This is a genomic window from Sorangium sp. So ce119, assembly GCF_051524405.1.
Lineage (GTDB): Bacteria > Myxococcota_A > Polyangia > Polyangiales > Polyangiaceae > Sorangium > Sorangium cellulosum_G.
In genome coordinates, this window is record NZ_CP150311.1 from 89750 (window position 1) to 107037 (window position 17288).

The 17288-nt window shown below is 70.4% G+C and carries 16 protein-coding genes; 4 read left to right on the forward strand and 12 right to left on the reverse strand.

Features of this window, described 5'->3' with window-relative positions:
• The first annotated feature begins 106 nt into the window (after positions 1-106).
• Positions 107-1111 carry a hypothetical protein gene (locus WME76_RS44610; protein WP_437962304.1) on the forward strand — a complete coding sequence of 335 codons (1005 nt, stop codon included), beginning with the start codon at positions 107-109 and terminating at the stop codon, positions 1109-1111.
• A 225-nt stretch (positions 1112-1336) separates the two neighbouring features.
• On the opposite strand, the gene WME76_RS44615 is transcribed toward WME76_RS44610, so the two are convergent.
• From WME76_RS44615 to WME76_RS44630, 4 genes are all read right to left on the reverse strand, one after another.
• Entirely contained in the window at positions 1337-2089 is a 753-nt protein-coding gene (locus WME76_RS44615) for an SDR family oxidoreductase (protein ID WP_437962305.1), read from the reverse strand.
• Positions 2090-2187: 98 nt separating this feature from the next.
• On the reverse strand, positions 2188-2772 hold the full coding sequence (locus tag WME76_RS44620) for a TetR/AcrR family transcriptional regulator (protein ID WP_437962306.1): 585 nt from the start codon (positions 2770-2772) through the stop codon (positions 2188-2190).
• Positions 2773-2860: 88 nt separating this feature from the next.
• Entirely contained in the window at positions 2861-3352 is a 492-nt protein-coding gene (locus tag WME76_RS44625; RefSeq protein ID WP_437962307.1) for an SRPBCC family protein, read from the reverse strand.
• Between the two features lie 71 nt (positions 3353-3423).
• The gene (locus tag WME76_RS44630) at positions 3424-3747 is read right to left on the reverse strand and encodes an ArsR/SmtB family transcription factor (RefSeq protein ID WP_437962308.1); all 324 of its coding nucleotides are present in this window, start codon (positions 3745-3747) and stop codon (positions 3424-3426) included.
• Between the two features lie 164 nt (positions 3748-3911).
• Between WME76_RS44630 and WME76_RS44635 the strand changes: the two genes are divergently transcribed.
• The 3 genes from WME76_RS44635 to WME76_RS44645 all read left to right on the forward strand — a co-directional run bounded on the left by WME76_RS44635 (position 3912) and on the right by WME76_RS44645 (position 8234).
• Positions 3912-4556, forward strand: a complete 645-nt coding sequence (locus WME76_RS44635; protein ID WP_437962309.1) for a glutathione S-transferase family protein — start codon at positions 3912-3914, stop codon at positions 4554-4556.
• 361 nt (positions 4557-4917) lie between these two features.
• Positions 4918-6342 (forward strand): hypothetical protein, encoded by a 1425-nt coding sequence (locus WME76_RS44640; RefSeq protein WP_437962310.1) that lies wholly within the window; start codon positions 4918-4920, stop codon positions 6340-6342.
• Positions 6339-8234 (forward strand): prolipoprotein diacylglyceryl transferase, encoded by a 1896-nt coding sequence (locus WME76_RS44645; protein WP_437962311.1) that lies wholly within the window; start codon positions 6339-6341, stop codon positions 8232-8234. The genes WME76_RS44640 and WME76_RS44645 overlap by 4 nt, the downstream gene beginning before the upstream one ends.
• Before the next feature lie 89 nt (positions 8235-8323).
• Here the strand turns inward: WME76_RS44645 and WME76_RS44650 are convergent, their stop codons facing one another.
• The 8 genes from WME76_RS44650 to WME76_RS44685 all read right to left on the reverse strand — a co-directional run bounded on the left by WME76_RS44650 (position 8324) and on the right by WME76_RS44685 (position 17277).
• Positions 8324-9445 carry a hypothetical protein gene (locus tag WME76_RS44650; protein WP_437962312.1) on the reverse strand — a complete coding sequence of 374 codons (1122 nt, stop codon included), beginning with the start codon at positions 9443-9445 and terminating at the stop codon, positions 8324-8326.
• A gap of 83 nt (positions 9446-9528) precedes the next feature.
• Positions 9529-9957, reverse strand: coding sequence for a DUF2000 domain-containing protein (locus WME76_RS44655; RefSeq protein WP_437962313.1), 429 nt, complete (start codon positions 9955-9957; stop codon positions 9529-9531).
• A gap of 30 nt (positions 9958-9987) precedes the next feature.
• On the reverse strand, positions 9988-10572 hold the full coding sequence (locus tag WME76_RS44660) for an O-methyltransferase (protein WP_437962314.1): 585 nt from the start codon (positions 10570-10572) through the stop codon (positions 9988-9990).
• 36 nt (positions 10573-10608) lie between these two features.
• The gene (locus WME76_RS44665; protein ID WP_437962315.1) at positions 10609-11772 is read right to left on the reverse strand and encodes a hypothetical protein; all 1164 of its coding nucleotides are present in this window, start codon (positions 11770-11772) and stop codon (positions 10609-10611) included.
• A 1-nt stretch (position 11773) separates the two neighbouring features.
• Positions 11774-13033: a cytochrome P450 gene (locus WME76_RS44670; RefSeq protein WP_437962316.1), complete on the reverse strand. Its 1260-nt coding sequence runs from the start codon at positions 13031-13033 to the stop codon at positions 11774-11776.
• 13 nt (positions 13034-13046) lie between these two features.
• Positions 13047-14825: an ABC transporter ATP-binding protein gene (locus WME76_RS44675; protein ID WP_437962317.1), complete on the reverse strand. Its 1779-nt coding sequence runs from the start codon at positions 14823-14825 to the stop codon at positions 13047-13049.
• On the reverse strand, positions 14822-16600 hold the full coding sequence (locus WME76_RS44680; RefSeq protein ID WP_437962318.1) for an ABC transporter ATP-binding protein: 1779 nt from the start codon (positions 16598-16600) through the stop codon (positions 14822-14824). The genes WME76_RS44675 and WME76_RS44680 overlap by 4 nt, the downstream gene beginning before the upstream one ends.
• Positions 16597-17277, reverse strand: coding sequence for an RraA family protein (locus tag WME76_RS44685; RefSeq protein WP_437962319.1), 681 nt, complete (start codon positions 17275-17277; stop codon positions 16597-16599). Before WME76_RS44685 ends, WME76_RS44680 begins: the two co-directional genes overlap by 4 nt.
• Positions 17278-17288: the final 11 nt, after the last annotated feature.

Genomic DNA, 17288 nt, shown 5'->3' on the forward strand with positions numbered 1-17288 from the left:
CGCGGGCGCCAGTGGAGGGGGAAGCTCCTCCGAGGTCGACGGTCCCGGGGCGGCCGGGGACGGGGCGACTGGAGGAGGCGCTGGAGGACGCGGCGCGGGCGGAGCCATGGGCAACGGCCCCGGCGCGGGTGGCCTGCTCGACTCGACCGGGTCGAGCGACGGCGGCGCGGCAGCGAACTCCGGCGGCATGGACGCGGGCGGCACGAGCGGCGGGGCTCCGGGTGGAGCCGGCGGGAGCGGAGGGGCGCCCGCGGAGCTGGACTGCGCCACGGCCCGACCCAGATCGAGCTCGCTCGATCTGAAGCACCAGGTCGATGTCGACGACTTGCCGCCCATCTCGGAGGTCCAGGGGGACCTGATGCTCAGCGAAGGGGTGAACCGGCTGCAACGCCTCGGCTGTCTACGCCACGTCACGGGCACGGTCACCATCCGGTACACGCGTAGCCTCACCACGCTCGAGGGGCTCGAGCGGCTCGAGTCCATCGCGGCGGGCTTGACGATCGAGAACAACGATGCGCTCGCGAGCATGACAGGGCTTCAAGGCCTGAAGACCGTGGGGGGCGCGTTGATCATCGATTCGAACATCCGCCTCGCCGACCTGGGCGGGCTCGAGAGCCTGACGACGGTGCGCACTGGCGGCATCCGGATCGAGGACAACCCCGCCCTGGTGAGCCTCGCCGGGCTGCGCAGCCTGACCGCCACGGGCGCAGTGACGCTCAAGTCCAACGCGGCTCTCGAGAACCTGCAAGGCCTCGGAGGCCTGAGTCAGATCGCCAACTTCCTCGTCACCGGCAACGCGAAGCTCGAGAGCCTCGAGGGGCTCTCGGCGCTCGAGACGATCTACCAGGATCTCGACATCGTGAACAACCCCGTGCTCGCTTCCCTCGATGGACTCTCTGCGCTCCGGGCGATCGAGCAATATCTCATCATCTCGAACAACCCGGAGCTCACCCGCATCGATGCGCTCTCTTCGCTCGAGCGGATCCACCACGGTCTCGAGGTCACGACGAACCCGAAGCTCCCCACCTGTGAAGCGGAAGAGCTCCGCGAGCGGACCGGCGTTCCACGAGCGACCCTGATAGACAACGACGACTCGGCGACGTGCCCCTGACGCCGCGGACCTCGAGCCGACGACGCTCAAGCACCTGACGCCTCACGTCGACAAGCATCTCATGCCCCGTGGCATCCTCCCGAGCGGCTCAGGTGCTGGCGAGCGAGGCGTCGGCGACGAGCAGCCCGGAAAGGAGGCGGCGCGCCGCGGCTGGCGAACATCTTCGGAATCCTCACGCAGATCGACGGCATGCAGGTGTCACGAGGATGACCGCGCGCCGCCCGCTCACGCCGAGAAGCCGCCGTCGATGGTCAGGCTCACGCCGTTGATGTAGGTCGACTCGGGCCGGGCGAGATAGGTGACGAAACGCGCGATCTCGTCGGGATCGGCGATGCGCTTCTCGGGGCTCGCGTCGCGCACCCGGTCGACGTGCGGACCGTCCGACGGGTTCATGTCGGTCGTCGTCGGGCCGGGTTGGACATTGATGACCGAGATGCCGCGCGGCGCGAAATCCCACGCCAGCCCGCGCACGAGCCGCGCGACCGCCGCCTTCGTCATCCCGTAGACGGCCGAGCCGGCGCCCATCGCGCGCTCGGCCGTGTTGCTGCCGATGACCAGGATCTTCCCGCCGCGCGGGAGGTGGCGCGCAGCGGCTTTGGCGGCGACGAACACGCCGCGCACGTTGACGGAGAGCATCCTGTCGAAATCCTCGAGACGGTACTCGTCGGCGTTGCCGAAGATCAGGACGCCGGCGTTGTTCACCAGGACGTCGAGCCCGCCGAGCGCCGCCGCGCCCTCGGCGATCGCGCGCTCGAGCGCGCTCGCGTCGGCGCTGTCGGCCTGGAGCGCGATCGCGCGCCCGCCCTCGGACGCGACGGTCGCGACGAGCTCTCGCGCTCGATCCGGCCTGCTCACGTAGGTGAAAGCGACCGCCGCGCCGTCGCGCGCGAGGCGCCTCACGATCGCGGCGCCGATGCCCCGCGACCCGCCGATGACGATCGTCTTCTTCCCTGCGAGCGGCCCCGTGTCGTCGTTCATGTTCAGCTCCTTTGCATCGTGAGTTGTCGTTGTCGTTTTTGAACAATCAGTCCAAAATAGCGCGCGGCGATGGCGCGAGCCGAGCGGGCGCCGCGCGTTCAGCGCGGGCGCAGGCTCTGCACCGCGAAGGCCGCGACGTCGCGGAGCGCTTCGGCGCTCGCGCCGGCCTTGGCCTGCACCTTCATTCCGCTGAGCGTGGCCGCGAGGAAGCGAGCGGCCGCGCGGCTGTCGATCCCGCGGCCGATGTCGCCCTTCGATCTGCCCTCGTCGATGGCGTCCTTCAGCACGGCCTCGAGCAGCGCGGCGCTGGTCGCGGTGAGCGCACGCACCTCGTCGTCGTCGCGGGCGAGCTCGCAGACGGCGTTCACGCCCATGCAGCCGAGCGATCGCGCCCCGTCGCGCGCCTCGGCGAGCTCGACGAGGACACGCTCGATCGCCGCGAGCGCCGTCGGTCCGGCCCGGAGCCTCTTCATGATCGCGGCGATGCTGTCGGCGTTGTAGGCGCGGAGCGCCTCGAGGAACAGCCGTCGCTTGTCGCCGAAGGTGTCGTAGAGGCTCTGGCGGCCGATCCCCATCGCGCGGACGAGATCCTCGGTCGAGGTGCCGGCGAAGCCCTTCTCCCAGAAGACCGGGATGGCGCGCCGGAGCGCCTCGTCGCGATCGAACTCCTTGGGGCGGGCCACGGAGACAGCATGACGATTCTGGACCACAAAGTCCAGAACCAACGTCAGCCCTTCGTGAGCCCTGCTCTACTTCACGCGCTCGCCGTGATCACCGCCCCACCTGGCAGCCGGGGCCGGTCACCTCGCGCATGGGCTCTCCCGAGGCCAGCGCCTCGAAGCGCGCGAGCAACGAGGGCCACCCGCCCTCGAAGCGGGCGCGCAGCGCGGCGGCGTCCTTCGGCACCCGCTCCCAGCCGCGGTGCTCGAGCTCGACGCGCGTGTGCGCGCCGAGCGCGAGGAACAGGACCTCGACCTCCTGCGCCTCGCTCGCCGCTCGCCCGGGGTGCCAGGTGATCACGAGCCGGTCGGGAGGCTCCCAGGCGAGCACCGTCCCCCAGAGGGTCTCGCTGCCGTCGCTCCCGCGCTCGACCACGCGGCCGCCGACGCGCTCCTCGATCGCGCACGAGACCGCGGGGCTCGCGCCGGCCGAGCGCGCCGCGAGAGGCCACCACGACGAGATACGCCGCGCGAAGAGGTCGAACGCGGAGGCCGGATCCAGCGGGACGATCACCGAGCGACGGATGGGCGGGAGCACGCTCACCGCGCGCCTCCCTCGTGGACCGCGGCGCCTCGCGCCGGCGCGCCGGGCGGCCTTGCCGTGACGTCTACCATTCAGTGCCTCCTCTTTCGCTCGGCCTCCTCGACGGCCGCGGCCTGGAACGCGCCGAGGACGTCATCCCAGAAGCCCTCGATGTACGAGCGCAGCGCGGTGAGCCCCCCGAGATCGATGCCGTAGAAGTTCTGGCGCCCGTTCTTGTGGCAGCGCAGGAGCCCGGCCTCCTGCAGCACCCGCAAGTGCTGCGAGACCGCAGGGCGGCTCACGCTCACCGTCTTCGCGATGTCCCCCACCGACAGCGGGCGCCCGCGCACCCGCTCGAGGATCTGCCGGCGCGTCGGATCGGCGAGCGCCGCGAGCACCTGGCCTACCGGGTCCACCCCGTAAGCATGCGCAAACGCCTCCACCACGGCAAGCAGAAATGGCTTGACCAGCGGGACAACAATGGTAAGTTTTTACTTACCAATCGGAGTGGCCCGTCGACGTCCATGCGCCGCCTTGCCGGTGACGTCGAGGCCGCTCCCCTTTGTCTGAGGAGCTCGACATGACTGCCCTTGTCGTCCACGGAACGCCCGGATCGTCGTACACCTGGAGCACGGAGATCGCGCTCGTCGAGAAGAAGGTCCCTTACGAGCTCGCCGCCGTCCCCTTCGGGGCCCACCGGGTGTCGCCGCACCTGGACAGGCACCCTTTCGCCAAGGTCCCCGTGATCGAGCACGACGGCTTCACGCTCTACGAGACGCAGGCGATCCTCCGGTATATCGATCAGGTGTTTCCGGGCGAGCCGCTCCAGCCGAGCGATCCGCGCGAGGCCGCGCGCATGAACCAGATCCTCGGCATCTTCGACGCGTATTTCCGGCCGGCGGTCGCTCCTGGCATCCTGTTCAACCGCCTGTTCCCCGACGCCTTGCGCGGCGGCCCGCCCGACGAGAAGGCCGTGCAGGCCGCCATCCCCGTGGCGCGGACGAGCCTCGCGCAGCTCGACCGGCTCCTCGGCGACCGCGCGTTCCTCGCGAGCGAGCGGTTCACGCTGGCCGACATCATGGTCGCGCCGCTCGTCCACTACCTGCTCCTCACGCCCGAGGCGGCGCTCCTCGAGCCGCACCCGCGCCTCCGCGCGTGGCACGAGCGGGTCATGTCCCGCGAGAGCGTGCGCACGACGGACAAGAAGCCCTTTCGAGCGAGCTGACGGCGGAGATCGCGCCGGGCGGCCCCGCGGCGGGTGTGCCGTCGCTCGACGACAGGAAGGCGATCCAGGAGGCGGCGCGCCGCGCCGGCGCGGCGGGGAGCCGGCGGCCGGCGCGGAGTCCCACAAGGTGGTTGGCGAGCGACCGCCGTGTCGGACGGCGCTCGCGGTGTAGGTCTCTCGCGCTCCGATCGAGAGCGCGAGAGGCGCGCGCCGCGATAGCCCCTTGTGCCAACGTCTCTGATTCTGGCAGGCTCATCCCTGTCCCCTCGCGGCGGTGTCCTCGCCTGCGATACGCACGCTCGCGCGGCGAAGCGCGGCGTGTACGCCGGGATCCGCGCGATCGGGGGAGCGAGGGTGGGGCATGCGAACAAGCGTCGTTGTCGAGATCGAGAGGGCGATCCGCTGTGTTGCCGTGCTGCTCGGCGTCGCCGCGCTCGGCGCGTGCGGCGCGGAGACACCGCCTTACGACGACCTGCCGCTGCGCGACGCGCTGAGCGCCGCGCCGGAGGTCCTCGCGGCCTTGCCCGAGGAAGCCCTCCACGACCTCGCCGTGCGGCTGGAGGAGGCGCACCGCGCGGCGGGCGGAGAGACGGCCATCGCCGACGCGGAGATCGCCAGCGTCCCGGCGCTCGTCCGCAGCGCGGACGCGGCGCGGGAGGACCGGGGCGAGGACGCGATCGTCCTCGGCGCGCTCGAGCCCTCCGCAGAGGGGTTCGTGCTCCGCGCCTCCTCCGTCGCGCCCACCGCGGCGGAGCGCGGGCCCGAGGGGCCGCTCGATCGGCCTGTCCTCGCGGGGGAGCCAGCGTCGCCGGAGACCGCGCGGCTCGAGGAGGCGGCGCTCGACGGCCGCGCCGGCGTCATCCTGGCGGATCTCGCGCGGCGCGCGGACGCGCGCGACCTCATCCGCGTCACAGGCCTGCCCGCGGGCGTTGTCGCCCTGGATCGTACGGTGTACGTCAACGCCGCGTGGCTTGTCGCGCTGGGCGCCCTCTCGCCCCCGGACACGCCCGCGCGCCTCGCCTCCCCGGGCGGCGACGTCGCCATCGTCACAGGGCCCCGGATCGAGCCGAGATCCGTGGACGCCAACCCCTACCACCTCCCCGGGTCGATCGCCGAGTGCGCCGCCGGCGTGCGGGACGTGTGCACCTGCGCCGTCGGCGGGTCCTGCGACCATGACCGCACGGACCCGGCCTTCGCGGATGCCCAGGCGGAGTGCGCGTGGGTGAACGCCGACGCGCTGAACGCCGAGGCGCTCTGCGTGCTCGCGCTGATGAGCATCGAGGGGGTGAAGGAGTGCGTCCATTCCGCGGGCAGCGCGTGCGCCGCGCTGCCGATCGCGGGCCGCGAGGGCGCGCTCGCGTTCGCCGCGGACGACGGCTGCATGACCGTGCTCGACCGCTGCCTCCAGTACGGCAGGCCGACCGGGCCGACGGTCGTCCCGAGCGGCGCGCCGAGCGGCACGACGGACTCGAGCGGCTGCAGCGGCGGCAGCGGCTGCGGCGGCGGCTGCAAGGGCTGCAACGAGGACGTCGCGGGCTGCAACCAGAACTGCAGCGATTGCAACCAGAACTGCCGTGACTGCAACCAGAACTGCCGCGATTGCGACGAGAGCTGCAAGGACGGCGATCCCTCGGCGGGCACCGGATCGGGCGCGAGCTGCAAGGTGAGCGCCGGCCGGGGCGATCCGGGAGGCGGCCGCGCGGGCGCGCCGTTGCCGCTCGGCGCCGCGTTCTGGTGGGCGGTGCCCGCGGGCTACATGCTGCTGCGCATCCGGAGGCGCGCGTGAGCGGCGCCGTGATGCTCTGGCTCGGGCGCCACGGGCTGCCGCCGTGGCTCGCGCCGACGTACGCGGTGATGGTCGCCGTCGCGGGGCTCCTCGGCGCGGCGGCGTTCTTCTGGCTCGTGCGCCGGGACCGGGGCGACGAGGCCGTCGAGGGCCGCGCGCTGCTCGCGGGGTATGTCGCGGCGCTGCTGGGCGGCCACGTCTTCGAGGCGCTGCGCGCCGCGCCCGAGGCGCTCGCGCGGGGCTCGTGGGGTCCGATGCTCCACGCCGGCCGCGCCGCCTACGGCGGGCTCATCGCGGGCGTCGTCGTCGCGGTCCTGGTGCTGGTCCGGCGCGGCGCGGCCGTGCGCCCGTTCCTCGACCGGCTCGTGCCGGGGCTCGGGATCACCTACGCCTGCGTGCGCACGGGGTGCTTCCTCGCGGGGTGCGACTACGGCCGCGTCACGGCGGGCGCGCTGGGCGTCCGGTTCCCCGCGGGCAGCCCCGCGGCGGAGGATCACGCCGCGGCCGGCTGGGTGCCCCTCGGCGCGCCGAGCCTGCCCGTGCACGCCACGCAGCTCTACGAGGCGGCGCTCGGGGCGCTGGCGAGCGGGATCGCCGCCCTCTGGCTCGCGCGGGGGCACCGTGACGGCCGCGCGTTCGGGACCTGGCTGGCGCTCTACGCCGCGGGGCGGTTCGCGATCGAGCTGCTCCGCGGCGACGCCGGGCGCGGCGTTTACGGCGGGCTCAGCACCGCCCAGGTCGTCTCGCTGGCGCTCCTGATCGGGCTCGCGGCGGCCGCCCTGCGGGCTCGCCGTGAGCGCCGCGCTCCAGCCACGGCGGCCGCGCTGCTGTCGCTCGCCTCCCTGGGCCTCGCCGCGGGCGACGCCGCGGCCCAGCCGGCGCCCCGCGCAGCACCGACGGCGGCTCCGCCCGCGGGAGCGAGCGCAGCGCCTGCTGCGACGCCGCCGCCGGCGCCAACGGCATACCCGCCGCCGCCCGCAGGGTACCCGGCGCCAACCCCCTACCCGCCGCCTCCAGCAGGCGGATATCCGGCACCCTACCCGGCGCCCTATCCCTACCCGCCGCCTCCAGCGGGCGGATATCCGGCACCCTACCCGGCGCCCTATCCCTACCCGCCGCCTCCAGCGGGCGGATATCCGGCACCCTACCCCTACCCGCCGCCTCCAGCCGGCGGATACCCGGCACCCTACCCGCCGCCGCCAGCCGGCGGATACCCGGCACCCTACCCGCCGCCTCCGGCCGGCGCATACCCCGCGCCCTACCCATACCCGCCGCCTCCGGCCGGCGCATACCCCCCGCCGCCGCATCCCCCGCCCGCAGCCGGCGAACAGCAACCGCCCGCGGCCGCCGAACCGCCGTCCGGGCGCACGCCGGACTCGCCTCCGGAGCCCGCGGCCGCGAAGCCGGGGACGAACCCCCAGGCGGAGGCCAACGCGCGCCGGATGGCGCTCTCGGTCGGGCTGTCCGGCTACTTCGTCCCGGCGCGGTTCGCGGTCGAGGACGGGGTGTCTCTGGATCTCGGCGCCGTGGCGCGCGTCCCCGTGAGCGATGCGCGCCGCCTCGAGATCGGCGTCGAGCTCCGGGGCCTCTTTGCGCCCGACGCCGACCAGCTTGCGATCGGCGTGCCGCTCCGATTCACGATGGGGGTCGGCCCGCACGTCGAGATGTCGGTCGGGATCACGCCGGGCTACCACCGCATCTTCTTCGAATCACCCTACTTCGAGAGCGTCGGCGCCTTCGGCGCCCGCCTCGCCTGGGGGATCCAGCTCCCGATCGGCTCGCACCTGTTCGTCGGCCTCTCTCCCGCGAGCTTCCTCGTGCTCGGGTCGGACGACGTGGACGCGCTGGTCGCGTACGAGCCCGGGCTCTGGGTCGGCACCGGACTGCTGTGATCGATGTCGCCGGAGCTCCCGGGAGCTCCTCGAGATGAGCTCCCTCCCCCGGCAGCGTCACCGCCAGGACACCGAGCGCGGCGAGGCGCTCACGTCGAGGCGTCGCGCGCAACCGCCTCGGCCGCCTTCCCCGCGAAGGCAGCCTCGAGCTGCTGGCACACGCCCCGCAGGAGCGGCTCCTCCTGCGCCTTCGCCTCGCGGACATGCGCGAGCACCTGAGACAGGAGCGCGCTGGAGCTCTCCGCCTCCGCCTTCAAGAACTTCAGTCGTGCCGCATAGAAATAGCCGCTGAGCTGCTTGAGACGCTCGACAGGACCCGCGAGCTCGTCGGCGAGGCCGTAGCGCTCCATCACGTAGCGCAGCCGATCGACCAGCCCCTTCTTGTGCTCGTGGAGCAGGTGGATGGAGTGGTAGGTGATCCCTCCCGCCTCGCCGCGCACCCGCTTCTCCAGGCAGCGCTCGACGTCCGCGTACACGGAGGAGCCGAACCGCAGGCGCTCGGCCTCCGTCACGATCGAGAGCAGATCGCGCGAGACGCGATAACCTCCAGCGGAGAAGAAATCGGCGCTCGACGAGACGTAGCCCTGGAGCTGAGCCAGGAACTTGCGCGCGTTGAACGGATACGCCCGGCTGAAGGGGCGCGGCTTCAGGAGCCGGATGAGCTGCTGGTAGTCCATCGACCTCTCGTCCGACTCGAAGGCGCTCGCGTACGCGGCGAGGACCTCGTCGTACCCGAAGCGGAGCGCGCAGAAGAGCCGCTGATCATCGAACCCCACCGCCAGGAACTCTCGGGCATGGTCGTCGTAACCGTAGATCAGCGTCGGGTGGACGTAGTGCCTGGTCTGGTACGACGCCTTTTTCGGGAGGTAGTACTCATCCAGGCTGACGATCATGGTGTGGCCCCGCTCGAGGCACTCGATGAACATACCGCGCACGTCGGACTGGCCCTTGAGGACGGCGCGGTCGAGGTAGACATCGTCGATGACCTCCCGGTAGCTATCGTCGCCCTCCAGGAAGTCCACCCAGATCGAGGGCCAGTTGCCGCGGAAGATAGACTCTCCGCTGTCCGAGATCACCTGCACGAAGTGCTGGTAGAACCAGGGCAAGAGCCTCTCTTCCCCGAGGATGACGCACAGGGGCAGCGAATGATGCAAGTAGACATTGACATCGTGCTGCAGCTTGATCTTGAGCTCCTTCGACCGCGCCGACATGGGCACCGCTCCTCTCGCTGGAAACGCGGCGCCGGGCTCGACCTGCATCGGAGCAGACCGGCCCGGCGCGCGGAGACGACCTGTCACGAGTTGAACAACGAGAACTTCTTCGTCAAGGCGCCGAGCACCTCCTTCTCACCGAAGAGGCAGATACCGAAGTAGTTCAGGTCTTGCTCAGGAGTAGCACGCGTCTTCGCGAGCTGGTCCTCCGCCGAGGCGCCGAGCATGGTGTCGACGAAGTCGCAATGGACGAGCCCAGCCTCGATCGCCTGCTGGCGGAGCGCGCGGATCTGATTCCCGTTGCGCGCCTTGAGGACGATGAACGGATAGAAGCTGATCGACGGATGGAGGCCGCCGCCGCCGTCGTGGTACTGGAGGAACCGCATCTTCTCGCGGTCCTCCTGCTGCGCCACCAGGCCTGCGGTCATGTGACCGAGGGCGTTCAGGAGCTTCGGCAGCTCGATCTTCTCGTTGAGCACGGCGACGAACTTGTACTCGTTATCGGCATACATGGCGCTGCTCCTTCCGTGCGTGGCCGACGCCTAGGCGCGATCGACGCGCGTCGCGATGATCAGCCCTGACGACCAGCAGAGCTTGGTCAGCACGAGGCGCTCGTGCCGCTCGAGGGTGGCGATCAGCTCCGCCACCTTGGGAGCGTGGCCCTCCGGCCAGTTGGGCTGAGGGAGCAGATCGTCGATGATGTAGAGCCCGCCGGGCCTGAGCAGGCTCAGCGCCTCCTCGAGCGCGTAGAACTTGCCCGGCCACGTATCCGCGAAGATGAAGTCGAACCGCTGCTCCCGGACCGAGCGCAAGAACGCCTCGCCATCCATGTTCTTGAGCGTCAGGCGGCGGTCGCCTCCGAGGTGCTGCCGCGCCACGGCCTGGACCTTCTCGTCATTCTCGACAGAGACGAGCGTGGAGCTGGCGTCCATTCCTTCGAGGATCCAGCACGTCGAGATCCCCGTGCCGGTGCCGAGCTCGAGAAAGGCGCCGGACTTGGCGGCGGCGAGCGTGCGCAGGATCGACCCTGTCTGTCGATCGCTCGCCATGGTAAAGCCCATCTCGGCGCTGGCCCGCTCGATCTCGTCGAGCACCGCAGGCGGGTTCAGGTTCTCCATATCCTTCATGAGAGGCTCCTTCTTCGTACGAACAAGCGGGCGCGACTATACAGCACGGGCTTGCGCGACGCGGAGGATTTCGGGCCAGTCCCTCTCCTCGCCGCCGAGGTGCGAGAGCAGCCAGTAGGCCCAGCGCTCGAGGCCGAAGCCGACGCAGGCCGTGTGAAGCAGCTCGCCCGCGGCGTCGCGGAGGTTGAAGCTCTGGCTGAAGTGCTGCTGGTGGTAGTTGAGCGAGGCCACCGCGAGCGACCTGTCCCCGCCCGGCAGCACGCCGACGAGCTCGTACTTGAGGTCAGACGCGTGCTGATAAAAGGCGAGACCAGCGCGGGCGCTGGTGAAGAAAGGATCCGTCGCGGACTCGAGCCGGCAAGGCAGCCCGAGCTGGTGGGCCAGGGCGGACAGCTCCTCGACGATCTGCCGCCGGAACTCGGCGGCGCCGGAGAGGCTGCCCAGGTACACGATCTCGCGGAGGTGGAAGTTCCACAGGCGGCCGGGATAGGTCATCCTGCGGGCTTCGTACCGCGAGCAGTGGCCGACGACCGTCATCAGGAGCGGGTCGTCGATGCGCTGATACCTCTTCAGGGTGTAGCAGTGCAGGCAGGCCGCGGGCAGCATCACCAGCGGCGAAGGCCGCGTCAACGACTGCTGCTCCTCGCGGGATCGAGCGGTGGCGAAGCGCTCGACCGTGTCGAGGTCGTGCTCGAGGATATGGGCGAACGTGAGGTGCTGGGGGAAGAGCCGGACATAGTTGCTCGTCTCCAGCACCTCCCACGTCGTGTAGGCGGGAACGGTGTACTCCTGCGCCCCGAGGCGCCGCGCCAGGTCGAGGCAGAGCCGATCCAGGCCGCGCATCAGCCGCGTGAACGCGGGCCCGAAGATGTAGAGCCCTTCGTCGATGGCGACGCACTCTCGACGGACCACCTCGGCGTGACGGTCCGGCGGCAGGTCCTGGGCGCCCGCCACCTCGAAGACGAGCTTCGTCGGCGCCTCGACCTCCCTCCTCGCGCGCTCGGCGGCGCTCTCCATCAGCCTCCTGATCTGCGCGACGTCGGCGCCCGGACGGGCGCGAAAGCGCACGGCCTGCCGTTCATTCTCCGATACCAGCTCGGGATCCTCGAGACCCGTGCCGCAGTAGGCGAGCAGCGTCTCGAACAGAGCCAGCGCCCGCGGCCGCAGGTTGGTGCGCAAAGTGAACGTATGCAGCTCCACGTCAAGCTCCCTTCAACGGACATCGATGATCGCGTGATTCACCCTGGATCGCCGGGCGGGGCGCCGCGGCCGCGGCCGCCCCGGGCGCGACGGCGCGCGGACGGAGCCGCAGCGGGACGGTCCGCGGCGCGCGGAAGACACGGCCCTCGATGGCCGGCGGATCGGCGCTGTCCAGCGTGACGTCGTCGACCTTCTGCAGGGCAAGCTCGAGGACGATCTCGAGCTCCTTCTGCGCCAGGCTGAACCCCATGCAGATGTGGCTGCCGGCGCCGAACGACAGCAGCGTCTGCTCCGGCCGCCCGGGCCGCCAGCGGTCGGGCTCGTCATACTGGTCCTCGTCGCGGTTCGCGCTCGCGAGGCAGAGCTGGACCGGGGCGCCGCGCGGGAGCGTGACCCCGTCGATCTGCAGTTCCCTCGTCGTGAAGCGGAGCGTCGTGTGAAGCGGCGGCTCCCAGCGCAGGCTCTCCTTGACCACGGCCGGGATGGCGCCCGGGTCGCGGCGCAGCCGCTGCCAGCCTCCCTCGTGGGTCAGGATCGCGACGAACAGATTGCCGATCGCGGCGGTCGTCGTCTCGGTACCAGCGGCGAGGAAGAGCAGCAGATACTGGAGCAGCTCTGCCTGGCTCAGCGCATCGGCGGCGCGGGCCTGCGCGAGCCGGCCGATCAGGCTGCGCGTCTCCCCGTCCCTCTGGATGTCCCCGATCACGCGCTGGAGCGCTTCCTCCAGCTGCTGTCGCGCCGCCCGAGCGCCCTCGAGGCTCGTGCGCGGGTCCTCGAGATAGCCGATGATCGGCCGGAGCTGCTCATGGATCCACGCCGCATGTTCGTCGGGGATGCCCAGGATGCGCGACATGACGAGCACGGGCACCTGGACGGCGAACTCCTGCATCAGCTCGATCCGCTCCCGGCGCGCGAGCCGCTCCAGCAGCCCGTCGACGACGGGCGCGATCACCTCGCGCGCATACGAATCGACGGCGATCGGCTTGAAGCAGGCGCTCGTCAGGCCGCGGAGGCGTTGATGGTGCGACCCCTCGAGGTCGAGCACCGTGCGGCCGAGGACCATCCGGCTGGCGCGGAAGGGGTACTCGGCCGTGAAGTCGGGGCTGGTCATGGCCTGGCGCACGTGCTTGTACTTCGAGAGGTAGAAGGTGCGGCTCTCCTCCGACCAGTGGATGGGATCCCGCGCGCGAAGGGCGCTGTAGACCGGCCATGGATTCGTCTGGAATGCTTCGGTGTTCAGATCGATGGCGGCGATGCTCATTGCTGCTCCTTGGCTACCTGGCCAGACCACCTGCTGCGACCCCCGCGCCACCGGGCGCCCCCTCGGCGACAGGAGCGCTCCGTTCCTGCGCCGCGAGGCCCCGCGCCGCGAGGCCCTGCGCATAGGCGAGCTCGCGGCCGTAGAGCTCGGCATAGCGCCCCTTGGCGCGGATGAGCTCCACGTGAGTGCCTTGCTCGACGACGCGCCCCTCGTGCAACACCACGACGCGATCGGCGTACATGACGGTCGACAGGCGGTGCGCGATCAGCAATACCGGCGCCCTGGCCTTCAGCTCGGCGATGATCTCCATCACCCGCCGCTCCGTCATGCTGTCGAGGGCCGACGTCGGCTCGTCGAGGATGATCAGCAGCGGATCTTCGACCATGCAGGTGCGCACCAGGCCGAGCCGCTGGCGCTGCCCGCCGGAGAAGCCCGCCTGGGCCACGATCCGCGTGCGGTAGCCCTCGGCGCGCCGCAGGATCAGCTCGTGAACCCCGAAGCGCTCCGCCATCTGCTCCAGCGCCGCGGGGCTCAGCGATGGGCGGCCATAGCAGAGGTTGTAGGCGACGGTGTCGGAGAAGAAATAGGGGAACTGGGACGCAAAGGCGATACGACGACGCCAGGCGCCGATGTTCAATTCCTCCAGCGCGACAGAGCCGTTCATGATCACCCGCCCCTCCTGGACGGGGTGCAGGCCCAGGATCAGGTCGACGAGGGTGCTCTTGCCCGACCCGCTGGTGCCGACCAGCGCCACGATCTCACCCCGCTCGAGCGTCATGGAGACGTCGGTCAGGACGCGCGGGCGGTCGGGGTACGCGAAGCCGAGCGACTGCAGCTCGAGCGTCTCCAGGCGCTCGACCTCGCCGGCGGCGTCGAGCTGGCCCTCCTCGGGCATGTCGAGCACCTCCTGGGTCCGCTCCTGGCACAGCCGCGCCGCGACCGACTTTCTGTACCACTCGAAGAGCTGACTGCTCGCCATCGCGATCCGCAACATGTAGGCGGTCGAGATGACGAGGCTGCCGAGCGAGATCTCGCCGCGCACCAGCAGAAAGCCGCTGACCGCGTAGACCAGCAGCGCGTTCAGGGCGAGCGTCGCGCCGGCGACGGCGCGCACGATCAGGTTGAGCAGCGCCTGGCGCCGCTGGATGACCAGGCCGTCTCGCTGGATCTTCTCGTACTGCTGCAGCTCCCAGGCGATCGAGCCCGAGAACCGGGTGAGCGGCAAGATCTCGAGCCGCTCGCGCAGGTACTCGTTGGAGCGGTCGAGCTGGGTAATGCTCCTGCCGAAGAGGGCCCGGACATGGGGCGTCAGCACCGCGGACTCGAGCAGGTAGATCGCGCCGTTGCCCAGGACGGTGAGCACCAGCAGCCAGTGCTGCGTCGCGAGCAGGACCGCCATGGCCGCGATCGCCAGCGCGCTGCGAAACCCTTCGAGGTTCAGCCGATCCTGCTCTGTCAGCAGCCTGACGTCCTCGATGCAGCGGTTGAGCAGGTCGCCGGTCCTGGACTGCAGGAAGCGCAGGTACGGGACGCGGAGGAGGTGCTGCAGCAGCCGCCGCCGGAGCTGGGCGCCGCGCGACTCGCTCCACAGGAAGGAGCCCGTCTCGCGCCCCCAGTAGAGCGCGCTCTCCAGGATCGGCAGCGTCAGCAGGACGAGCGTGCTGGCGAGGAAGCCGCGCCAGTCGCGCTCGACGAGGCGCTCGACCAGGAGCCCCGCCACGAACGGATAGGCGAGGGTCTCCAGCTCGTGGAGCCCTACAAGCACCGTCGTCGTCGTCCGGGTCCATTTCATGTTGCGGCGCTCGCCTTCAGCTCGCCCGGCGTCCACTGCTCCTGATACAGGCTCGCGTAGTGGCCCCCGCGCTGCATCAGCTCACGGTGGCTACCCACCTCGGTGATGCGGCCGTCTTGCAGCACGACGATCCGGTCCATCCCTTGCAGCGTGACGAGCCGATGCGCGATCACGAGGGTGGTACGGTCGCCCTGCAGCCTCGCCTGCGCTGCCTGGACCCGCGCCTCCGACTCCAGGTCGAGCGAAGCGGTCGTCTCGTCGAAGAGCAGGACGCGCGGCTGCCGGAGGTAGGCGCGGGCGATGGAGAGGCGCTGGCGCTGGCCCCCGGAGAGCTGCAGCCCGCGCTCGCCGATCACCGTGTCCAGCCCCTCGGGAAGGCTGGCGACCAGGTCTTGCAGGTCAGCCGCCCGCAGCGCCTCGTCGAGCTCCTCGACCCTGGTCTCGCCGAGGCCATACTCGAGGTTCTGCCGGATGGTCCCGTTCACCATGTAGATATCCTGCGAGATATAGGCGATCTGCTTGCGCAGCCCGGCCATATCCCACGCCTCGATCGGCACGTCGTCGATACAGAGACGCCCGGAGTCCGGCACCTCGAGCCCGACGATCAGGCTCGCCAGGGTCGATTTGCCGGCGCCGCTGATGCCGACGACACCGATGCTCTCGCCGGGCCGGATGGTGAGCGAGAAGTCGGTCAGGATCGGCGCATTCGGCCCATACGAGAAGCTGATACCCTGGAAGGAGAGCTCGCCGCGGATCGGCGCGTTGAAGCGCCCCAGGGTGTACCCCTCGTCCGGCAGCGCGAGGACCTCGTTGATGCGCTGGATGTGCTGGCCATGCTCCTGGCGATGAAACGACATCCGCGAGAGATGCCAGACGAGCTGCCGGAACTGCGGGAAGAGGCCGATAACGACGAGCAGCTGGCCGATGGTGGCGGCGCCGTCGAGCACCTTGTTGCCGACATACAGATAGACGATGCCCTCGGGCAGCAGGAACATCATCTGGTTGAGGAAGACCCCCACCGACATGGCCCGGATATGCCCCCGCAGCGCCGTCATGTAGACACCTTGCCGCTCCTCGAGGCGCGCGACCTCGACGTGCGCGGCGTCGGTCGTCTTGACCAGCCGGATCCCCTCCAGGGCCTCCCGCACGGCCTGGATGATGCCCGCCTGCTTCGGGATGTGGATGCCGAAGAGGTGCCCCATCCTGGCGAAGAGGATGTACTTGCGAGCGAGGATGTACGGCACGTAGATGGCCAGCAACAAGGCCAGGATGATGGGGTCGACGCGCACGACGACCCAGAGGCCGACGACGCTGGCGATCACGTAGAAGAGAAACTCGCCAAAGAAGAGCTGCATCGCCTCGAGGATCTTCGTGGTCCCCTCGGTCATGCGCTGGTAGACGTCGTCGGCGCCGAGCGTCCGCAGCGCCTTGATCTCCTTGCGCTGGATGGCCTCGAAGATCGCGCGTCGCCGCTGGAACATGCCCTCCACGATCAGCGCCTCGAGGAAGTAGAGCGCGGAGGCCTTGGCCCCCTCGCGCGCGAGCACAGCCAGCGCGATGGCTGCGGCCAGCGCCACGCCCAAGCGCAAGTGGTGGGCCGGCAGCGCCTCGTCGACGAGCTTGCCCACCAGGAGCGGCGGCGCGACCGTCACGATCGACGCCGCGATCAGCATCCCCAGCCAGCCCAGCAGCTGCGCTCGGCTGTGCGTCAGGACGCCCCGCTCGAACGCCGCGATCTCGCGCCAGGTCGCCTGTCGAGGGCTGGACTCCGTCACTTCGAGAACCTCAGCTGCCCTGTGCCCGACACGAACTCGCGCAGCCCCGACAGCTCGGCCAGCGTCGACCCGGCGAGGATGCCAGCCTTCAGCTTCTCCTCTCGCTGCGAGACCAGGATCGCCCCGTTGAAGACGGCGCCGAGGTTCTTCCTCTTGATCAGCAGCAGGCCATCGCTGTCGCCGAAGATCCAGTCGCCTGGCTCGAGGAGCAGGTCCCCGAGCTGAACGGCGCAGGGCAGCTCCGGCGGACGCTGGTCGGTCTGCTTGGCCGCGACATAGGTGACGCTCCGCGAGAACACCGGGAAGTCGAGGTCCTGAAGGAAATCGACATCCCGCACGGCCCCATCCACGATCAGGCCGTTGAGACCTTGCTGGCGGGCCGAGATCACGTAGATGTCGCCCGCCACCGCCAGCGGCCTCTCGGCGCTGTTGTGGATGAAGAGCACGCTCCCTGGCGGAGCCTCGGCGAGGCCGAGCAGGCAGGGCAGCATGTCATTGTCCGTCGACACCGGGAAGACCGGCCCCGCCACGCGGTTCCGCGGGGTACGGGCGATGAGCGGCAGCTCCAGGACGACGGTGTGCTCCGGCGCGGCATCGTAGAGCTGCGCGCAGCCAAATTGCAGGAACTTCTGCTGAACTGCGCGGACACGCTCCAGCGTGGGGAAGACGCTCGTCATCGCTCAATCTC